The organism is Streptomyces sp. NPDC051913 (assembly GCF_044593635.1).
GTDB lineage: Bacteria > Actinomycetota > Actinomycetes > Streptomycetales > Streptomycetaceae > Streptomyces.
This window is the reverse complement of the sequence record NZ_JBIUCI010000015.1, coordinates 144,902-163,004: the sequence shown is the minus strand read 5'-3', so window position 1 is coordinate 163,004 and position 18,103 is coordinate 144,902. Positions and strand designations below refer to the sequence as shown.

The following is an 18,103-nucleotide window of genomic DNA, read 5'->3' as shown; positions in this document are numbered from 1 at the left end:
GGACCTGGGCTTTCCGATAGCCTCCGTGCCGTGACGGAACAGCACTCGCACCAGTTCGAGCGGGGCACGGACGGGCCGAAGGTCATCGTCGTGGGAGTGGACGGCTCCGACTCCTCCCTCAGAGCGGCGGCATATGCCGGTGGTCTGGCCCGCCGCCAGCGCGCCCTCCTCGCCGTCGTCTATGTGCAGCCGGTGATGGCGGCGGGAGCCGCCATGGGCGCGCCGGTCGCCGAGACGACCGACGAGATCGCCGAGGACCTGGTCGCCCAGATCAGGGAGGCCACCGAGCGCACGAAGGGGATATTCGACGTGCGCTGGGAGTTCCACACCTTCCGCGGTGACCCGTACGGCGGCCTGGTGAAGGCGGCGGACGAGCTCAAGGCGGACGCGGTGGTGGTGGGCGCCTCGGAGCAGGCCGGGCACCGGATCGTGGGCTCGGTGGCGGTGCGGTTGGTGAAGGCGGGGCGGTGGCCGGTGACGGTGGTGCCCTGAGATGCGCCGCCGCCGGTCATGACCCTTCGGGAGTCAGCCGGACGATCTGGAAGCCCGCGGTGGCGAGGACGTCCGGCAGGGCTCGTACGGCTTCGCGGTCCTTCTCTCGTGCGGGCTCCGTGAGCTCGTCCCAGTCCTTCATGTCGGGGTGGATCCTCGCGTCGTCGTCGCGGTCGGGACCGTAGGTGAAGCCTTCCGCGCGGCGTGCCCGCAGCCAGCGCTTGTGCTCCATGCGGGCGAGCCGTTCGACCTGGGTCTCCTCCAGTACGAAGGGGGGCGCGGGGTCCAGGCGGGGAGCGATCGCGCAGTCGAGGGCGCGCAGTTTCTCGCCGATGGCCAGCACCGCCTGCCGGTTGTCCTCCTGTTTCCGGGCGGACAGCCGGTCCCACGGAACCACGGACGCGTGGGTCTCCTCCGATTCCCCCCGCCGGGTGCGACCCGCCCATTCGTAGTGCTCGTGCATGACCCGTGCGAGGTGTTCCACCAGGTCGTCCCCGAGGAGATCGGGACGGCAGGCGGCGTCCAGGACGCCGAAGGTGCTCAGCCGCCCGTCCAGGTCGTCCAGCAGGGCGGAGTCGTCGTGGCCCAGGGACGCCCCGAAGGGACCGTGCTCCCGCAGTTGGAGGACGAGGCCGCCGGGCGGAACGCGCCATGCCGCGAAGGCCGAGAGCGTGATGGAGAGGGACGTGTCGTCGGAGGGGCCGGCGACGTAGACGCGCTGGGCCCGCGAACCCGTCGCGGACAGCAGGGCGTTGACCGCCGAGCCGGTCTCCTCGATCTCCTTCGGCTCGATCCGGCAGACCTGCGAGAGGAAGCCGTACTGTTCGCTCAGCCGGCGCAGTTCCGCCGTGGCCGAGGCGCCGGCCCAGGTGATCGGCAGCAGGTCGGTGCCGGGGCGCAGCCGCCAGCGGCGGGCGAGTTCGACGAGCAGGGCGCGGGCGAACGGCGAGACGCCGACGATCAGACAGTGCGGCGGCGGGGTGGCCGCGTCATGCTCCTCGATCCGTTCCATCATGGCGAGTCGGCGTGCCGCCAGGACGTCCACGTTGAAGAAGTCCAGGCGCACCCGCCCCCTTGAGGCGCCCATGAGGTGGCGGGCCTGGAGGGCACCGCACAGGTCCTGGTCGCCGATCGCGGCGTGGACGTGCAGCGGATGGTCGGAGTTCTGGGCCAGTTCGCGGACCGTCGCGGCGATCAGGACGTTGTCGCCGCTGTCGTCCGCGCAGGCGTAGACGGCGCTCGCGCGGGCCACGCCCGCCGCCCGGAGCGCCTCAAGGCTGCTGGGATCGCCGACCACGGACAGGACTCCGTCGTCGTCGACCCCGACGGCGGACACGGCCACCACGGTCCGGCCCGCCTCGCGCAGCCGGGCCGTGAGCATCTGCGCCGTGTTCCCGGCACCACAGACCACGCTGTGGCCCTCCAGCCGGGCCAGCCGCAGCCGGCGCAGCTCGTCGGCGCCCAGCAGCCGGACCGCCTCGACGAGGGCGGAGAGGGTGGCGAGCGGCGCGAGGAAGCGGGCCCATTCCAGGGCCCAGGGCAGGGACCCGGACCCGTTCAGGGGGTCGGCGTCGAGGACGAACAACTGGCAGGAGTAATAGAGCAGATCGAAGAAGCCGTGCCCGAACTCCGGGTGCTTGTCCAGATACTCGTGGAATCCGACGTACCCCAGCACGAGCCCCGCCAGGGCGAGGGCGACGGAGACGAGTTGGAGAACCGGGTACCGGCGGACGAGCCGGCTTCGTTGCGTGGTCATGCCCCACCCCGTGCGTCGACGTGGCACCGACCCCCCTGGCGACAGCGGCACCACAGGGCACTCATGGTCGAGCCCTGCGCACGGGGCGTCAATCCCCTTTCCCCGCTGGACTGTTGAGCGATCTAGCCGCGGCGCCCGGCGCCCTACAGCTCGCGGAGGAAGTCCAGCAGGAGGGTGTTGAACTCCTCGGGCTTCTCCAGGTTGGGGAAGTGCGCGGCGCCTTCCACGAGGACCGGGCGGCCGTTGCGGGCGGTGTGGGCGAAGAGTTCCGCGTCGGCGATCAGGTCAGGTGAGTCGAGGGCGCCGTTGACCATGAGGACCGGGACGTCGATCTTCGGCACCCGCGGCCAGGTGTCGGCCATGGGGACGTGCCAGTTGTGTTCGCCGGGCGTGTGCTTGGCGATGGTGTGCAGGGCCATCTCGCGCAGCCGGTCCAGGATGGCCGGCTCGATGTCGTCGGCGGTACGGAACGGGCCCGCCATGGCCCGCAGGAACACCTTGAGCCAGCCCTCGATGTCGCCGGAGTGCAGGGTGCGGGCCGACTCGGCGACGATCTCGCGGGTCGTGTCGTAGGTGTACTGGAAGTCGCTGACCGAGGCCCCGCTCAGGACGATCCCGCGGACCAGTTCCGGGTATTCGATCGCGGTGTCCCCGGCGATGGCGCCGCCCATCGACACCCCGGCGAGGACCGCCGGGCCGGCGTCCAGGTGCCGGAGCAGGAGGGCGAGGTCGTCGGCCCAGCGGAAGGGCTCGCTCGCGTTGGCGGACCAGCCGTGACCGCGGGTGTCCGGGGCGATCACCCGGTACCCGGCGGCGACCAGGGACGGCGTCTGGTCCTCGAAGAGCCGGTGGTCGACGTAGCCGGAGTGGAGGAGGACCACGAGCTCGCCGCTGCCGGTGTCGTGGTAGGCGAGGTCGCCGTCGGTGGACGGGAAGTAGCTCAGTTCCGAGGTGACTGTCATGACAACCAAGGTGTCATCTTTCGGCGACTTTGACAACTGGGTTGTCAAGATGGACGGGTGCATGATTGCCTCGTGAACGACAACGACGCCCCGCTGCCCCCCGACGAACTCGGCGACCGCGTCTCCGAGGTCTTCGACCTGATCGGCGCGCTCTACCGGCGCGGACTGCGCAAGCTCGAACAGGCCGAGAAGGAGGAGGGAGTCTCCGTCGGCGTGCGCTCCGTCCTCGTCCTGCTGCGTCGCCACGGGCCCATGACCGTGCCTCAGATGGCCCGGATCATGGCGCTGACCCGGCAGTTCGTGCAGCGCATGGTCAACGACGCGGCGACCGGGGGCTGGGTCGAGGTCACGCCGAACCCCGCGCATCAGCGGTCCTCGCTGATCCGGATCACGGCCGCGGGCGAGGCGGTGATCGACGCGATCCTCGCGCGCGAACACGCCCTGAACCGGCAGGTCGGCGGGGAGCTGACCGACGCCGAGCTGCGGGCGTGCCGACGCGTCCTCAAGGAGATGCTGCGGACGTTCGACGAGGTGGACGTCGACTGACAGTGGGGACGGGCGATGGCATCGACCGGGGGGCCGACCTACTTCCCCATGACCAGACCGTCCTTCGCCGCACCCCGGCTCAGCACCACGTCCCGGATGCGGTCGCGCACGCCGGCCAGCTCGGCGCCCTCAGCGATCGCCTGGTTGAGGTTCACCACCCGTCCGGCGTCGATGTCGAACAGCTGCGGAACGAACTCGGCCTTCCGCACCTCCCAGCGGCCCCCGGGCCTCGCGGGCGGGGCGAAGGTGAAGCGGCCGATCGTGGACTGGTTGCCGCGCGGGTCCTGGGCGCCCTCGTAGTTGAACATCTCGCCGGCGACCTGGTCGCCCATGCCGTAGATCACCCAGGTGCCGTTGACCTTCTCGTACGCCTGCGGGATGTGGGCGTGGGTGCCGAGGATCAGGTCGATGTCGGGGCGGCCGCCGGTGCGGGCGGCGGTGAGCGAGCCGGCCAGGGCGAGCTGGCGGTCGTCGGGGGCGTCCTGCCATTCCGTGCCCCAGTGCACGGAGACCACGACGACGTCGGCGCCCGCCCTCCGGGCCGCCCGGGCGTCGCCGATGATCCTGTTCTCGTCGATGAGGTTGACGGCCCACGGCTCACCGGCGGGCAGCGGGTAGCCGTTCGTGTCGTAGGTGTAGGAGAGGTGGGCGACCTTCGCGGGGCCCGCGCGCAGGACCGTGACGGTGCGCGCCTCGCCCTCGGTGCGGGCGGTTCCGGCGTGCCGTACGCCCTCACGGTCGAGGGCGTCGAGAGTGCGGCGGATCCCGTCGGCACCGTCGTCGAGGCTGTGGTTGGAGGCGGTGGAACAGCCGTCGTAGCCGGTGGCGGCGAGGCCCTGGGCGACTTCGGGCGGGGACTTGAAGGCGGGATAGCCGGTGTAGTCGCCGTTCGCCCCGTAGACGGTCTCCATGTGACACAGCGCCAGATCGGCACGGGAGACGACCGGTCGGACCCCGGAGAGCATCGGGCGGAAGTCGTAGCCGGCGCCGCCCGCGTCGAACTGGGCGCGGTCGATGATGGAACTGTGCGGCAGGACGTCGCCGGAGGCGACGAGCGTGAACCCGCGGGCGGCGGCCGGTGCCGGGTGGCCGCCGCCGACGGGTCGGTCGGGTTTCTCGTGGTCCTGGGCCTGACAGGCGGCGCCCGCGGCCAGGAGTGCGGTCATGGCCAGGGCCACTTGGCGACTGCGTGCAATCATCAGCTCACCCCACTGTGATCATATTTACGCACAAATAGGTACGAAGATGACCGCGGCCGCAAACGGTCCGGGCGCCTTCATTCGCCCGATGGGCTTGGGCATTCGCCCGATGAGCGAGGCGGAACGAACCGTTCGTCGTACCGTTCGCCGACGCGATCGACCGCCCGCCGCAGATCCGCGCGCACGCCCTGTCCCTCGCCCACGCCCTGCGATGCCATACGGCCATGACGGCCGGAATCACGCTCACGAACGGGACGACCGCCGAGCACGAGCTCGCCGCATTGCAGCGGGAGCACGGCCGGCCTCTCTTCGCGCTGCTCCTCCGGCTGTGCGACGGGGACCGGCAGCGGGCCGAGGATCTCGTCCAGGAGACCCTCGTACGGGCCTGGCAGCACCCCGAGGCGCTGCGCGCCGACGACTTCGACTCCGTACGGCCCTGGCTGCTGACCGTGGGCAGGCGCCTCGCGATCGACGCGCGGCGGGCCCGGCAGGCGCGGCCGGCGGAGGTCGGGGACGCGATCCTGGAGAACGCGCGGGTGTGCGCCGATCACGCCGAGCGGGCCGCCGCGACCCTCGATGTGCGCGAGGCTGTGAAGACACTCACTCCGGAGCACCGTGAAGTCCTGGTGCTCGTGTACTTCCAGGGGGCGAGTGTGGCGGAAGCCGCGGAAACCCTCGGCATCCCTCCCGGTACCGTGAAGTCCCGCGCGTACTACGCGCTGCGCGCCCTGCGCCGGGTCCTTCCGGGTTACGCGGCCGACCTGCGATGAAACTCATGGTGAAGCAAAGCCTTCGCAAAGCGCCTTGCTGAGGACCATGGTTGAGTAATCGGCTGTCTTCATCCGTGTTCCCGACTGGGAGCCCGGCGACGGGCGACGCGCACGCACCGGAGGAAGGCAGGAAGGGATGCTGCACAGAGGTCAAGAGAGCACGGACGGCGCCGGTGGCGGTGAACTCACCGTTCCCATGGCCTGGTTGTACGCCGAGTACATCGCCGACGAGCTGCTGCGGACCGGCGATCTCATGCCGCCGACGTCCTTCGAGTTCCGCGCCGGGCGCGACGCCCTGGCGCTGACCATCTTCCTGTCCGACACCGACGGGGAGCTGTCCGGCATCCGGGTCGTCTCCCAGCTGGAGACCTGGCTGTCGCTGACGGCGTACGACCAGCCCTGGCAGGACTGGGTCCGTGACCGCATGGCGCGGCTCACCGCCGAAGCCGTCGACGCCGGCGGGCCCGCACCCGACCTGGACCTCGCGGAGGCGGCCTGGCGCTGGCTCCAGGAGACCGAACTCCTCGCCCCCGACCTCAACGCGGTGCCGGGCGGCGGTCCGGTGATCGGCGAGGACGAGGGCCCGAAGGTGTGGACGCCGGCCTGGCAGCTCGGGCTGCCACTGGGGCACCTCGCCATCCACCTCTTCTAGCCCGTCGCCGGCCCACGGAGACCTGGTCCCGAACTTTTTTCGAACGGGACCAATCCTCGTGCCCGACCGCTCCGAATCCCTTGGTTGCGATTCTGTGTGGGGCTTGAGTGATTCGGCGGTCCGGTGCGTACCGGTGGGAGCAAGGAGTAACCCCACCCGCACCCAACGGCACGAGGATTCCCCATGAGGTCCCAGGAGAGGCATCGCGACGTCGCCGCGTACGCGCTCGGCGTGCTGGACGAGGCGGACGCGTTCCGTTTTGAGGACCACCTCATGGAATGCACGAGGTGCGCCGCGCATGTCACCGAGTTCGGCCCGATCACCCGGCAGCTGCTGCTGTACCGGCGTTCCACGCCGCAGTTCGTGCACCCGATGACCAAGCCGGGCCCCCGGCTGCTCGACCGGCTGCTCTCCGAGGTCGGGGCGCGGCACCGGGCCGGGCGCCGGCGCTTTCTCTGCGCGGTAGCGGCCACCGTCGCCTTCGCGGTGGCGGGGCCCGGGCTCGTGGTCCTCGCGAGCGGCGGTGAGGACACCCTGCAGATCGACGCGACCGACGCACGGTCGGGCGTCTGGGCGCAGGTCACCGCCGAGGACTACACCTCGGGCAGCCAGCTGGAGCTCAAGGTGAAGGACGGGGCGGGTCCCCGCACCTGTCGTCTGGTCATCATCGGCACGGACGGCTCCGAGGAGACGGTCACCACCTGGAACGTCCCGCGCCACGACGCCCGCGAACTCACCATGCAGGGCTCCTCGTCGCTCCACCCCGACCAGATCGCCCGCTACGAGGTGCGCTCCTCGGACAACGAACACCTGGTGACGCTCAAGTCCCCCTGAATCGGGCCGAACGCGGGACCCGCCTCCCGCGTCTCAGGAGCGACACCTTCGGTCCTGGGGGAACACATGCGGGCACACATCGCACGAACTGTCGCCGTTCTCATACCCATTGCCCTGTTCACGGCCGGCTGCGGCAGCGAGCAGGCCGGCGGCGCCCGGTCCCCCGCGTCGAAGGACCGGGCCCGCGAGGTGGCCGCCGCGTGGGACGGTTCACGGGCCGCGGAGGTGTGGCGCGCGGGGTACTACCCGCTGGCCGACGTGGTCCAACTCCCCGAGCATGCCTTCCGGAACGACGAGGACAAGAGCGCGTACGCCGCCGAGAACTACGTCCTGGACGCCGAACTGCCCGCCGCCTCGCCGAAGAAGGGCAAGGTCGAGTGGGAGAGCGGGAGTTCGCTCAGCCTGCACTTGATGGACGCGCGGAAGGCGTACGACAGTGTCGCCCGCGGTGGCAACGAGGGACCACATCTGACCGTGACCGCGGTGAAGCTCGGCAGGACGACCCTCGTCACCAGCCGTGGGCCGGCCACCGTACCGGCGTGGCTGTTCACCCTGGACGGGTACGACACCCCGCTCAAGCGGGTCGCCCTGGAACCGTCGGTCCTGCCCGGCTCGCCGATCGAACCGCTCGAGGACGCCACGGACGACCTGATGGAACTCCAGCAGCTCGTCGCCGTTGACCGCGACGGCCGGACCGTCACCGTCCTCGCGGGGCATGGCGCCTGCGACGACGGAGCCGACGTACAGGTACGGGAAACGGCCGGCAGCGTGGTGCTGTCGGCGTCGATCCTCGGGGCGACCGACGGCGACTGCATGGCTCAACTGCTGTTCCAGAAAGTCACGGTGAAGCTGAAGCGGGAACTCGGCGACCGGGTCCTCCTGGACGCCTTCACGGGAGCGCCGATCGCTCAGCGCCGCATCCCTACTTGAGCAGCCGCGACATCCTGCGGTCCGCCAGCGGCTTGCCGCCCGTCTGGCAGGTCGGGCAGTACTGGAGCGAGGAGTCGCTGAAGGAGACCTCACGGATGGTGTCGCCGCAGACCGGGCAGGGCTCGCCGGTGCGGCCGTGGACGCGCAGGCCGCTCTTCTTCTCCGCCTTGAGCCGCCCGGCCGCCACTCCGCGCGAGCGTTCGACGGCCTCGGTGAGGGTGTCGCGCAGGGCCGCGTGGAGGCGTGCCGTCTCCTCCGGGGTGAGGGACGCGGCGAGTTTGAAGGGGGACATCTTCGCCGCGTGCAGGATCTCGTCGCTGTAGGCGTTGCCGACGCCGGCGATGAGGCTCTGGTCGCGCAGGGCGCCCTTGAGCTGACGGCGTTCGTCCGCCAGGAGTGCGGCGAGGCGCGCCTCGTCGAAGTCGTCCGCCAGCGGGTCGGGGCCGAGGCGGGCGACCCCCGCGACCTCCTGGGGGTCCTGGACCACGTACACGGCGAGTCGTTTCTGCGTACCGGCCTCCGTCAGGTCGAAGCCCGCGCCGGTCTCCAGGGCCACGCGCAGGGCGAGGGGGCCCTTGCCGGGGCGGGGCATGCCGCTGGGCAGCTCGTCCTTCCAGTGCAGCCAGCCCGCGCGGGCCAGATGGGTCACGAGATGCGGGCCGCCGTCCGTGACCAGGTCGAGGAACTTGCCGTGCCGGTGCACGGCGGTGACCTCACGGCCTTCCAGGGCGGTGAGCGGAGGGTCGTACGTCTTCAGGACACTGATCGCGACGGGCAGCACCCGGACGATCTCATGGCCGACCAGGTGTTCGGTGAGGAAGTCCTTGAGCGCTTCCACCTCGGGGAGTTCCGGCATACGTCCAGGGTGCCATCGACCGTCACGTGCGTCCCGGGACGACGAACTCGCACCACACGCACTTGCCGCCGCCCCGCGCCTCCACGCCCCACACGTCCGTGAGCAGGTCGACGAGGAGCAGGCCGCGGCCGGAGACCCCCGACTCCCCCGCCTCCCGGCGGCGCGGCAGGGCGCTGGAGGAGTCCTCGACCTCGACGCGCAGCCGGCGTTCGGGGCCGGCCAGGACCCTGAGGGTGACGATGGCGGAGCCCTCGGTGTGCATCAGGGCGTTGGTGATCATCTCGTCGGCCACCAGCTCGATCTCGTCGGCCCGCTCGCCCGAGCCCCAGGCCCGGACGGCGGCGCGGATCATGTGCCGGGCCTCGGCCAGCGCCTCCGGGTCGCCCGGGGCGACGTGCTGCTGGAGCCGCCCGCCGGACTGCGGGGCGTCCAGGCCCCGGCGGCGCAGCAGGAGCAGGGCGACGTCGTCGTCCCCGCCGCGTTCCTCGGCCACGTCGATGAGCTTGTCGGCGAGGTCACGCACATCGGCGGGGCCGGAGCCGATGAGCGCGGTGAGGGTCTGCATGCCGTCGTCGAGGTCCGCGCCGGGCTGTTCGACCAGGCCGTCGGTGCAGAGGAGCAGGGTGTTGCCGGGGTCGAGTTCGAGGGTGGCGACGGGGTATTCGAGGCTGCCGAACTCGGCGGACAGGCCGAGCGGCAGGCCGCCCTCGACGGGGACCCGGCGGCAGCTCCCGTCGGCCTGCCGTACCAGGGGGTCGATGTGTCCGGCCCGGACGACCTGGACGACTCCGGTGGCGAGGTCGGCCTCGGCGTAGAGGCAGGTCGCGAAGCGGTCGGTGTCGAGTTCGTGGAGGAAGACGGAGGCACGGGCCATGACGGTGGCCGGGGTGTGGCCCTCGGCGGCGTAGGCGCGCAGCACGATCCGCAGCTGGCCCATCACGGCGGCGGCGTGGGTGTCGTGGCCCTGGACGTCGCCGATGACCGCGCCGACCCGGCCGCCGGGCAGCGGGATGAGGTCGTACCAGTCGCCGCCGATGTCCCGGCCGAGGGAGCCCGCGGCGGAGCCGGCGCGGTAGCGCACGGCGACGTCGGCGCCGCGCACGCTGGGGATGGTCCGCGGCAGCATGGCCTGCTGGAGGCCCGAGGCGAGGTCCTTCTCCTGCTCGTAGAACATGGCGCGCTGGAGGCTCTGCGCGATGCTGCTGCCGAGGGCGACGAGGACGTTGCGGTCCTCGGGTGAGAAGCCGTCCCGGTCGCTGTAGAGCAGGCCCATGGCACCGATGGGCCGGGCCTGGGCGATCAGCGGCAGATAGGCGGCCGCGGTGATGTTCAGGCCGGTGATGTGCGGCCACAGGAGCGGATAGCGCTCGGCGAACTCCTCCGGCGACTCGATGAAGCGCGGGGTCAGGGTGCGTACGACCTCGCTCATCGGGTACTGCTCGTCGATGCCGGTGACGTCGGTGCCGGGCACGAAGCTGCCCACGGGGCCCTCGGCGATCAGCCTGATGCGGCCCGCCTCGACCAGGCCCATGACCAGGCTGGTGGCGCCGAGGTGGGTCAGACCGTGGGTGTCCTTGAGGACGTCGATGACGTCGTCGACCGAGCGGGCGTAGGCGAGGGCGGCGGTGGTCAGCTGGACGACGTTGGTCTGTTCCTGCCGGGCGGCGTCCAGGCTGGCCTGCTCGCGCCGGGCGGCGAGATCGTCGAGTTCCTGGGTGGCGTCGCGGACGATGCCGACGATCCGGCGCGGGCGCCCGGTCTCGTCGCGGCGGATGTAGCCCTGGGTGTGGGTCCAGCGCAGGGAGCCGTTGCGGCAGCGGATGCGGAAGTAGGTGCCGTAGTTCTCGCTGCCGTCCTTCATGGCCTGGGAGACCAGGGTGTCGAGCCGGTAGCCCTCCGGGGCCGGGACCCGGATCGCGAGGGTCTCCGGGTGGCCGTCGTATTCGTCGGGGCGCAGGTCGAAGACCTCGTGGGCCTGGACGTCCATGTGGAACAGACCGGTGTCCAGGTCCCAGTCGAAGCTGCCCATGCGGTTGAGCGCCAGAATCGGGTCCGGGTGGGCGGGCCAGTCGTCCGGGAGTGACAGGGCGCTCGCTCCCCGATCAACCATGGGGCCACCTTGCCAGGATTTGTCCGATTCTTCGACTGGGGCGGTCCCCATGGGCGTCAACTTCCGAAGACGTCGGTGGGGCTGTCGAAGATGCTGTCGGTGGAGACCGGCTCGTCGGGGCTGCCGGGGACGAGCCCGCCGCCGTCGGGCAGGTCGGGGGTGTCGGGGACGGTCTCGGGGCCGATGTCCTGCCCGGTGTCCGTGGGCCGCGCGGCCGAGGGCGTGTCGGGGGCGGTCTGGGTCTGCGGCGCGGTCGTCCGGGGCGCCGCGGTGGCCGTGGCGGGCGTGCAGGCCGGGTTCTGTGTGCCGGGCGTCGCGGGGAGGGGGACGCCGGGGGTGACGGTGACGGTCGGGGTGACGCAGTCGGTCGTCAGCCCGTGCCCGTCCGACGGAGAGGCGGAGTTCTCGCTCTCGCCGGGCGTCACGCCCGGACCTGACCCGGTCCCCGACGGACGGGGCGTGGGTGTCGGCGTGGCGGTCGGGGTGGGTGTCGGGATCAGCGGCTCCGGCCGGGGTACGACGTGGTCGTGGCGTACGTCGTGTCCGCAGCGCCGCTCGATCCAGGTGTTGTCGGCGACGTCGATGATCGTGATGCGGGTGATGACCTGGGGCGCCGGGGTCACGACGATCACCTGGTCGTGCCCGTAACCGGACCACGCCTGCCCCTTCGTCCCGGGGTTGCCGTGCTGCGGCGGCGCGGCCGTCAGCGGGTTGCCGCAGGCACAGCGGACGCGGGGGACGCCGCGGTTGTCGACGAGGACGGCGGTGCCGGCCTGGAGGACGGACGGGAAGTCGGTGGCCCGCCCACCCCGGTATCCGTGGTTGGTGACGCGGGTGTCGGCGCGCAGCACGACCGAGGTGAGGGAGCGCAGGTAGGCGGGGACCGAGGCCCGCGGGACACCGGCGACCTGGGCGAAGGCGCTCCCCTTGGCCGGGTCGGCGGTCAGCTGGTCGATCTGCCGGTTCACGTCACAGCTGCCGGTGCCCGCGGTGCCGCCGTAGAGGCCGGGCGTGCCGCCCGAGATCGACCGGTCGCCGGACGGGCGCGGTTGCTGCGTTCGGGTGACGGGTGCGGCGGTGGCCGTCGCGGTCGCCGTGGACGCGGTGAAGGGGTCCGGCCCCTGTGCCGCGACGGGCTGGAGGAAGACTTCCCCGCTCGCCCGCGTGCCGTCCGCGATGTCATCGGATCCCGCGCAGCCGACGACGATCAGCGTCGCCGCGAGCGCGCAGACAGTGACGAAGGTTCCGGTGCGCACCGTGCTCTCCCACCTCATGACGGGTAATTCGTCACTATTGTCTGCTTCACTCACTTGGGTTACGCAAGCGGAGGAGTGGTAGACGGAGAGTGACACGGGGTTCCCGCGCGACAATGGCAGGAAGGAGCACCTGGCCGTGAACTGGTTCACCACACCCGACTACTGGCTCAGCCGACTGGTCTTCCAGCGGGCGCTGGCCGGTGTGTACCTCGTGGCCTTCCTGACGGCGGCCCTTCAGTTCAAGGCCCTGCTCGGCTCGCGCGGCATGCTTCCCGTCCCCCGCTATGTCGAACGGCTGCCCTTCAAGGCGGCCCCGAGCCTGTTCCATCTCCACTACTCCGACCGCTTCTTCGCCGGCTGCGCCTGGGCGGGCTGCGCGGTGTCGGCGGCGCTGCTCGCGGGTCTCGACTCCCGGCTGCCGCTGGCGGCGGGGATGGCGCTGTGGCTGGTGCCGTGGCTGCTGTATCTGTCGATCGTCAACGTCGGCCAGACCTGGTACGCGTTCGGCTGGGAGTCCCTGTTGCTCGAAGTCGGCTTCCTGGCCGTCTTCCTGGGCAACGACGACGTGGCTCCGCCGGTCGTGGTGCTGTTCCTGCTGCGCTGGATCCTGTTCCGGGTGGAGTTCGGGGCCGGTCTCATCAAGATGCGCGGGGACGCGTGCTGGCGGAAGCTGACCTGTCTGGACCACCATCACGAGACCCAGCCGATGCCGGGCCCGCTGAGCTGGTTCTTCCACCATCTCCCCCGGCCCCTGCACCGGGTCGAGGTGGCCGCGAACCACGTCACCCAACTCGTCGTGCCGGTCCTGCTGTTCACTCCCCAGCCGCTCGCGACGGCGGCCGCCTCACTGATGATCGTCACCCAGCTGTGGCTGGTCCTGTCGGGCAACTTCTCCTGGCTGAACTGGATCACCGTCGTGCTGGCCCTGTCGGTGGTGGAGTTCCCGTACGACGCCCCCTCGACGCCCGACGCCCCGCTCTGGTACGAGATCGTCGTCCTGGCCGTCGCCGCGGTGCTGGTCTACCTCAGCTACCACCCGGTGACCAACATGGTCTCCCGCCGCCAGATCATGAACCGCTCCTTCGACCCGCTCCATCTGGTCAACACCTACGGCGCGTTCGGCAGCGTCAGCCGGATCCGCTACGAGGTCGTCGTCGAGGGCACGGCCGACGACGTGCCGCGCGAGGACTCGGACTGGCGGGAGTACGAGTTCAAGGGCAAGCCCGGCGATCCCCGGCGCTGGCCGCGTCAGTTCGCCCCGTACCATCTGCGGCTCGACTGGCTGATGTGGTTCGCGGCCCTGTCGCCGGCGTACGCGGGGTCGTGGTTCGGCACGTTCGTGGAACGCCTGCTGGAGAACGACCGCGACACCCTCAAACTGCTCCGCCGCTCCCCCTTCCCGCCCGACGCCCCGCCGCGCTACGTGCGTGCCCGTCTCTTCCGCTACCGGTACACGACCTGGCGTGAACTGCGGGAGACGGGCGCGTGCTGGGAGCGGACGTATGTGCGGGAGTATCTGCCGCCGACGCGGCTGGCGGGGGTGGCTCAGAGGTCGTAGACACGGGTGGCGGTCGCCCCGAGGATCCGGGGGTCCGTGCCGACCAACCGGTGGGTGACGTCCAGCACTTGACCGTAGGTCGCCGCCAGTCGGCACACCGGCCAGTCCGAACCCCACAGGAGCCGGTCGGGGCCGAAGGCGTCCAACGCCGTCTCCGTGCACGGGCGCAGGTCGTCGGCGGTCCAGGAGCCGGGGTCCGCCTCGGTGACCAGCCCAGAGAGCTTGGCGACCGTGTTGGGCAGGGCCGCGAGGGCCCGGAGGTCGGCGGCCCAGGCGTCCAGGTCGCCCGAGGCGATCGGCGGCTTGCCCAAGTGGTCCAGGACGAAGGTCAGTTGTGGCAGGAGGACGGCCGCCTTCACGCAGGCCGGCAGCTGATGCGGCAGGACCACCAGGTCGTACACCAGCCCCGCCTCCGCGACCGCCGCGAGCCCCCGCTGTACGTCGGCCCGCAGCAACCACTCCGGGTCGGGCTCGCCCTGGACCTGGTGCCTGACGCCCTTGAGGAAGCCTCCGCCCGGGAGTTCGCGCAGCCTCGCCAGTGCGTCGGCCACCGCGGGGCTCGTGAGGTCGGTCCAGCCGACGACGCCGGCGATCAGGTCGTGTTCCGCCGCGAGCGCGAGGAACTCGGGGGTCTCCTCGGCGACGGTGACGGTCTGCACGAGCACCGTCCGGTCGACTCCGGCGGCCCGGGTCTCGGCGGCGAGGTCGTCGACCGTGAAGTCCCGGCGGATCGGGCTGTCCTCGGCGATCCAGTCCTGGTCGCGCACCGACAGGTCCCACAGGTGGTGGTGCGCGTCCACGACGGTCATGGCAGTTCCCAGACGACGGGCAGGCCGGCGTCCGCGCCTTCGGCCGTGTAGTCGTGCACGACGTCCAGCAGTTCGGCCATTCTCGCCTGCCAGGCGACGTTGACCGGCAGCTGTTCCAGCTCGGCGAGGAGCCGTCCGTAGTCCTCGCACTCCAGGACGTGGAAGAGGTCGGTGCCGCTGCGCCAGATCGTCCAGGAGCCGGCGCCCGCCGCGCGGATGGCGTCCGTCAGCTCCTTGGGGACCTCGCGGTGGGCCGCGTCGTACTCCGTGACGCGATCCGCGCGCACCTTGGTGTGCAGGGCGATTCTCATGCGGGCTCCTTCAGCAGGCCGGTCTCCCGCAGCTCCTGCCAGAAGGCCTCCGGTACCTGCGTCGCGAACTGGTCGGCGCTGTCGTGGACCTCGGCCGCCGAACGGGCTCCCACCAGGACGCTCGTGACGGCCGGATGGGCGGCGCAGAACGCCAGGGCGGCGGCGCGCAGGCCGATGCCGTGCCGCTCGGCGACCGCCTTCATGCGCAGGGCCCGGTCCAGCAACTCGGCCGGCGCCTCGGTGTAGTCGTACGTCGCGCCGGGCTTCGGATCCGCGAGCAGCCCGGAGTTGAAGGCGCCGCCGACGACGACAGAGGTGCCCTTCGCGAGGGCGGCGGGGAGCAACTCGGTGGCCGCGCTCCGGTCGAGCAGGGTGTAGCGGCCGGCGCACAGCACCACGTCCACGTCCGTGTCACGGACGAAGCGGGTGAGCATCTCGGCCTGGTTCATCCCGGCGCCGATCGCGCCGACGACGCCCTCCGCCCGGAGCCTCTCCAGGGCCGGGTACCCCTCGCGGAAGGCCTGTTCGGCGTGGTCGTCGGGGTCGTGCAGGTAGACGATGTCGACGCGGTCGAGGCCGAGGCGTTCCAGACTGGCTTCGAGGGTGCGTCGTACGCCGTCCGCGGTGAAGTCCCAGACGCGCCGGTGCGTGGCGGGGACGGCGAAGCCGTGGGCCAGGTCGTCACCGCCGTCGGCCGAGGGCTCCAGGCGGCGGCCGACCTTGGTCGAGATCAGGTACTCCTCGCGCGGGTGCTCGCGCAGCGCCGCACCCAGGCGGCGTTCGGACAGACCGAGGCCGTAGTGGGGCGCGGTGTCGTAGTAGCGGATGCCGCGCTCCCAGGCGGCGGACACCGCCTCGTACGCCTGCTGTTCGGGGACCTCGGTGTAGAGGTTGGCGATGACGGCGGCTCCGAAGCCCAGCCCCGATGGCGTGGGGGGCGTGCTCACTGGCCCGCCGGACGCAGTCGCAGGCCCTGCATGCCGCCGTCCACGGCGAGGGAGGTGCCGGTGGTGGCTCCGGAGAGGGGGCTCGCCAGGTAGGCGATGGCGCCCGCGACCTCGTCGGCCGAGACAAGGCGGCCGGTGGGCTGGCGGGCCTCCAGGGCGGCGCGTTCGGCGGCCGGGTCGGGGGCCTTGTCCAGGAGGCGGCCGATCCACGGGGTGTCCGCCGTACCGGGGTTGACGCAGTTGACGCGGATGCCCTCGCGGACATGGTCGGCGGCCATGGCGAGGGTCAGCGAGTACACCGCGCCCTTGGTCGCACTGTAGAGGGCGCGTTGGGGAAGGCCCGCGGTGGCGGCGATGGAGCAGGTGTTGACGATCGCCGCGTGGGACGACCGGCGCAGGTGCGGGAGGGCGGCGCGGGCGGCGCGGACCATGCCTACGACGTTGACGTCCAGGACGCGGTGCCATTCGGCGTCGTCGTTGTCCTCGACGGTGCCCTGGGCGCCGATCCCCGCGTTGTTGACCAGGATGTCGAGGCCGCCCAGTTCGGCGACGGCGGCGGCGACCGCCTGGCGGACTGAGGCGTCGTCGGTGACGTCGGCCTTGTGTCCGAGCAGGGGCTCGGTCACGGACGACGGGTCGAGGTCGAGGACGGCGACCTGGGCGCCGCGCGCGGCCAGGAGTTCCGCGGTGGCCCGGCCGATGCCGGAGGCGCCGCCGGTCACCAGGGCCTTGAGGCCCTCGAAGTCGGTCATGCCGCGTGTCCCTTCTTGTGCGCTGCGTCGGCGAGATCTTCTGCCCAGAAGGCGCCGTCCGGGAACGTGTAGCGGGCGATCGACTCGGGCCGCATGGTGGCCGAGAAGCCCGGCGCGGCGGGTGCCGTGTAGTGACCTTCCCTGATCACCACCGGGTCGAGGAAGTGGTCGTGCAGATGATCGACGTACTCGATGACACGGTTCTCGGTGGTGCCGGTGATCGCGACGTAGTCGAACATCGACAGGTGCTGGACGAGTTCGCACAGGCCCACGCCGCCCGCGTGCGGGCAGACCGGGACGCCGAACTTGGCCGCGAGCAGGAGGATCGCGAGGTTCTCGTGGACGCCGCCGACGCGGGCCGCGTCGATCTGGACGACGTCGACGGCGCCGGCCTGGAGGAGCTGCTTGAAGACGACCCGGTTCTGGACGTGCTCGCCGGTGGCGACCTTCACCGGGGCGACGGCCTCGCGGATCGCGGCGTGGCCGAGGATGTCGTCGGGGCTGGTGGGCTCCTCGATCCAGTACGGGTCGAACTCGGCGAGTGCCTTGGTCCAGCGGACCGCCTCGTCGACGTCCCAGCGCTGGTTGGCGTCGATCGCGATACGGATGTCGGGGCCGACCACGTGGCGGGCGACCCGGCAGCGCCGTATGTCGTCGTCCAGGTCCGCGCCGACCTTCAGCTTGATCTGCCGGAAGCCGTCGGCGACGGCCTCGGTGGCGAGGCGGGTGAGCTTGGCGTCGTCGTAGCCGAGCCAGCCCGGGGAGGTGGTGTAGGCGGGGTAGCCGCGTTCCGACAGCGTGCCGATACGTTCCGCCGCGCCCGCCCTCCCCCGGCGCAGGATCTGGAGTGCCTCGTCCGGTGTCAGCGCGTCCGTGAGGTACCGGAAGTCGATCTGGCGGACCAGCCATTCGGGCTCGGCGTCGGCGAGCAGCCGCCACAGGGGCTTGTCGGCGCGCTTGGCGGCGAGGTCCCACACGGCGTTGACGACCGCGCCGATCGCCATGTGCATCACGCCCTTCTCGGGTCCGAGCCAGCGCAGTTGGCTGTCGCCGATCAGGTCGCGGTTCAGGGTTCCGGGGTCGGCGCACAGCTCTTCGACGGACCGTCCGACCACGTGGTGCCGCAGTGCGTGGATGGCGGCCACCTGGACCTCGTTGCCCCGCCCGATGGTGAAGCTGAAGCCGTGCCCCTCGTGCCCGTCACCGGCGTCGGTGCGCAGGACGACGTACGCGGCCGAGTAGTCGGGGTCCGGGTTCATCGCGTCGGAGCCGTCGAGCTCGCGCGAGGTGGGGAAGCGGATGTCGTGGGTGTCGACCGCGGTGATGCGGGCGACGCCGGCGGGGGTCGGTGACACGGAGGGCC

At 71.5% G+C, this 18,103-nt stretch carries 18 protein-coding genes; 7 read left to right on the top strand and 11 right to left on the bottom strand.

Annotation, left to right across the window (positions count from 1 at the left end; translation table 11 throughout):
* Nucleotides 1–30: 30 nt before the first annotated feature.
* The gene (locus ACIHIX_RS35955; protein WP_329342220.1) at nucleotides 31–492 is read left to right on the top strand and encodes a universal stress protein; all 462 of its coding nucleotides are present in this window, start codon (nucleotides 31–33) and stop codon (nucleotides 490–492) included.
* 16 nt (nucleotides 493–508) lie between these two features.
* On the opposite strand, the gene ACIHIX_RS35950 is transcribed toward ACIHIX_RS35955, so the two are convergent.
* Nucleotides 509–2,248 (bottom strand): RyR domain-containing protein, encoded by a 1,740-nt coding sequence (locus tag ACIHIX_RS35950; protein ID WP_399963743.1) that lies wholly within the window; start codon nucleotides 2,246–2,248, stop codon nucleotides 509–511.
* Nucleotides 2,249–2,391: 143 nt separating this feature from the next.
* Complete coding sequence (locus ACIHIX_RS35945; RefSeq protein WP_399963740.1) at nucleotides 2,392–3,210, bottom strand: alpha/beta fold hydrolase; 819 nt, start codon at nucleotides 3,208–3,210, stop codon at nucleotides 2,392–2,394.
* A 72-nt stretch (nucleotides 3,211–3,282) separates the two neighbouring features.
* Between ACIHIX_RS35945 and ACIHIX_RS35940 the strand changes: the two genes are divergently transcribed.
* Nucleotides 3,283–3,756, top strand: a complete 474-nt coding sequence (locus ACIHIX_RS35940; protein WP_399963737.1) for a MarR family winged helix-turn-helix transcriptional regulator — start codon at nucleotides 3,283–3,285, stop codon at nucleotides 3,754–3,756.
* A gap of 38 nt (nucleotides 3,757–3,794) precedes the next feature.
* Here the strand turns inward: ACIHIX_RS35940 and ACIHIX_RS35935 are convergent, their stop codons facing one another.
* Nucleotides 3,795–4,955: a CapA family protein gene (locus ACIHIX_RS35935; protein WP_399963734.1), complete on the bottom strand. Its 1,161-nt coding sequence runs from the start codon at nucleotides 4,953–4,955 to the stop codon at nucleotides 3,795–3,797.
* Between the two features lie 224 nt (nucleotides 4,956–5,179).
* On the opposite strand from ACIHIX_RS35935, the gene ACIHIX_RS35930 reads away from it, so the two are divergent.
* The 4 genes from ACIHIX_RS35930 (at nucleotide 5,180) to ACIHIX_RS35915 (ending at nucleotide 8,141) form a co-directional block, all read left to right on the top strand.
* Complete coding sequence (locus ACIHIX_RS35930; RefSeq protein WP_399963732.1) at nucleotides 5,180–5,725, top strand: sigma-70 family RNA polymerase sigma factor; 546 nt, start codon at nucleotides 5,180–5,182, stop codon at nucleotides 5,723–5,725.
* Between the two features lie 136 nt (nucleotides 5,726–5,861).
* Nucleotides 5,862–6,377 (top strand): hypothetical protein, encoded by a 516-nt coding sequence (locus ACIHIX_RS35925; protein WP_399963730.1) that lies wholly within the window; start codon nucleotides 5,862–5,864, stop codon nucleotides 6,375–6,377.
* 183 nt (nucleotides 6,378–6,560) lie between these two features.
* A complete protein-coding gene (locus ACIHIX_RS35920) occupies nucleotides 6,561–7,211 on the top strand; it encodes a zf-HC2 domain-containing protein (RefSeq protein WP_399963727.1) in 651 nt (216 codons plus the stop codon).
* Between the two features lie 66 nt (nucleotides 7,212–7,277).
* Nucleotides 7,278–8,141 (top strand): hypothetical protein, encoded by an 864-nt coding sequence (locus ACIHIX_RS35915; protein ID WP_399963725.1) that lies wholly within the window; start codon nucleotides 7,278–7,280, stop codon nucleotides 8,139–8,141.
* Here ACIHIX_RS35915 and ACIHIX_RS35910 read toward each other — a convergent pair.
* Genes ACIHIX_RS35910 through ACIHIX_RS35900 form a run of 3 tightly spaced genes read right to left on the bottom strand, consistent with a single transcriptional unit; the run spans nucleotide 8,134 to nucleotide 12,363 of the window.
* Nucleotides 8,134–8,997, bottom strand: coding sequence for an Fpg/Nei family DNA glycosylase (locus ACIHIX_RS35910; RefSeq protein ID WP_399963723.1), 864 nt, complete (start codon nucleotides 8,995–8,997; stop codon nucleotides 8,134–8,136). The two genes, ACIHIX_RS35915 and ACIHIX_RS35910, sit on opposite strands and share 8 nt — an antisense overlap.
* A gap of 22 nt (nucleotides 8,998–9,019) precedes the next feature.
* A complete protein-coding gene (locus tag ACIHIX_RS35905; RefSeq protein WP_399963721.1) occupies nucleotides 9,020–11,107 on the bottom strand; it encodes a SpoIIE family protein phosphatase in 2,088 nt (695 codons plus the stop codon).
* Nucleotides 11,108–11,163: 56 nt separating this feature from the next.
* Entirely contained in the window at nucleotides 11,164–12,363 is a 1,200-nt protein-coding gene (locus ACIHIX_RS35900) for a DUF6777 domain-containing protein (protein ID WP_399963719.1), read from the bottom strand.
* A gap of 136 nt (nucleotides 12,364–12,499) precedes the next feature.
* Between ACIHIX_RS35900 and ACIHIX_RS35895 the strand changes: the two genes are divergently transcribed.
* Nucleotides 12,500–13,921, top strand: a complete 1,422-nt coding sequence (locus tag ACIHIX_RS35895) for a lipase maturation factor family protein (protein ID WP_399963717.1) — start codon at nucleotides 12,500–12,502, stop codon at nucleotides 13,919–13,921.
* Here the strand turns inward: ACIHIX_RS35895 and ACIHIX_RS35890 are convergent.
* From ACIHIX_RS35890 to ACIHIX_RS35870, 5 genes are read right to left on the bottom strand one after another with little or no spacing between them, the layout of a single operon-like run.
* Complete coding sequence (locus ACIHIX_RS35890; protein ID WP_399963715.1) at nucleotides 13,909–14,730, bottom strand: amidohydrolase family protein; 822 nt, start codon at nucleotides 14,728–14,730, stop codon at nucleotides 13,909–13,911. The genes ACIHIX_RS35895 and ACIHIX_RS35890 overlap by 13 nt on opposite strands.
* Nucleotides 14,727–15,041, bottom strand: coding sequence for an L-rhamnose mutarotase (locus tag ACIHIX_RS35885; RefSeq protein WP_399963712.1), 315 nt, complete (start codon nucleotides 15,039–15,041; stop codon nucleotides 14,727–14,729). Before ACIHIX_RS35885 ends, ACIHIX_RS35890 begins: the two co-directional genes overlap by 4 nt.
* Nucleotides 15,038–15,988: an aldo/keto reductase gene (locus ACIHIX_RS35880; protein WP_399963710.1), complete on the bottom strand. Its 951-nt coding sequence runs from the start codon at nucleotides 15,986–15,988 to the stop codon at nucleotides 15,038–15,040. The genes ACIHIX_RS35885 and ACIHIX_RS35880 overlap by 4 nt, the downstream gene beginning before the upstream one ends.
* Nucleotides 15,985–16,740 (bottom strand): SDR family NAD(P)-dependent oxidoreductase, encoded by a 756-nt coding sequence (locus ACIHIX_RS35875; RefSeq protein ID WP_399963708.1) that lies wholly within the window; start codon nucleotides 16,738–16,740, stop codon nucleotides 15,985–15,987. Before ACIHIX_RS35875 ends, ACIHIX_RS35880 begins: the two co-directional genes overlap by 4 nt.
* Nucleotides 16,737–18,095: an L-fuconate dehydratase gene (locus ACIHIX_RS35870; protein ID WP_399963706.1), complete on the bottom strand. Its 1,359-nt coding sequence runs from the start codon at nucleotides 18,093–18,095 to the stop codon at nucleotides 16,737–16,739. Before ACIHIX_RS35870 ends, ACIHIX_RS35875 begins: the two co-directional genes overlap by 4 nt.
* Nucleotides 18,096–18,103 lie beyond the last annotated feature (8 nt).

Bases quoted from the DNA above. Each gene is read 5' to 3' on its own strand.
- ACIHIX_RS35950 (WP_399963743.1), bottom strand. From the start codon at position 2,248: ATGACCACGCAACGAAGCCGGCTCGTCCGCCGGTACCCGGTTCTCCAA.
- ACIHIX_RS35915 (WP_399963725.1), top strand. From the start codon at position 7,278: ATGCGGGCACACATCGCACGAACTGTCGCCGTTCTCATACCCATTGCC.
- ACIHIX_RS35905 (WP_399963721.1), bottom strand. From the start codon at position 11,107: ATGGTTGATCGGGGAGCGAGCGCCCTGTCACTCCCGGACGACTGGCCC.
- ACIHIX_RS35930 (WP_399963732.1), top strand. From the start codon at position 5,180: ATGACGGCCGGAATCACGCTCACGAACGGGACGACCGCCGAGCACGAG.
- ACIHIX_RS35910 (WP_399963723.1), bottom strand. From the start codon at position 8,997: ATGCCGGAACTCCCCGAGGTGGAAGCGCTCAAGGACTTCCTCACCGAA.
- ACIHIX_RS35885 (WP_399963712.1), bottom strand. From the start codon at position 15,041: ATGAGAATCGCCCTGCACACCAAGGTGCGCGCGGATCGCGTCACGGAG.
- ACIHIX_RS35890 (WP_399963715.1), bottom strand. From the start codon at position 14,730: ATGACCGTCGTGGACGCGCACCACCACCTGTGGGACCTGTCGGTGCGC.
- ACIHIX_RS35925 (WP_399963730.1), top strand. From the start codon at position 5,862: ATGCTGCACAGAGGTCAAGAGAGCACGGACGGCGCCGGTGGCGGTGAA.
- ACIHIX_RS35935 (WP_399963734.1), bottom strand. From the start codon at position 4,955: ATGATTGCACGCAGTCGCCAAGTGGCCCTGGCCATGACCGCACTCCTG.
- ACIHIX_RS35945 (WP_399963740.1), bottom strand. From the start codon at position 3,210: ATGACAGTCACCTCGGAACTGAGCTACTTCCCGTCCACCGACGGCGAC.
- ACIHIX_RS35875 (WP_399963708.1), bottom strand. From the start codon at position 16,740: ATGACCGACTTCGAGGGCCTCAAGGCCCTGGTGACCGGCGGCGCCTCC.
- ACIHIX_RS35920 (WP_399963727.1), top strand. From the start codon at position 6,561: ATGAGGTCCCAGGAGAGGCATCGCGACGTCGCCGCGTACGCGCTCGGC.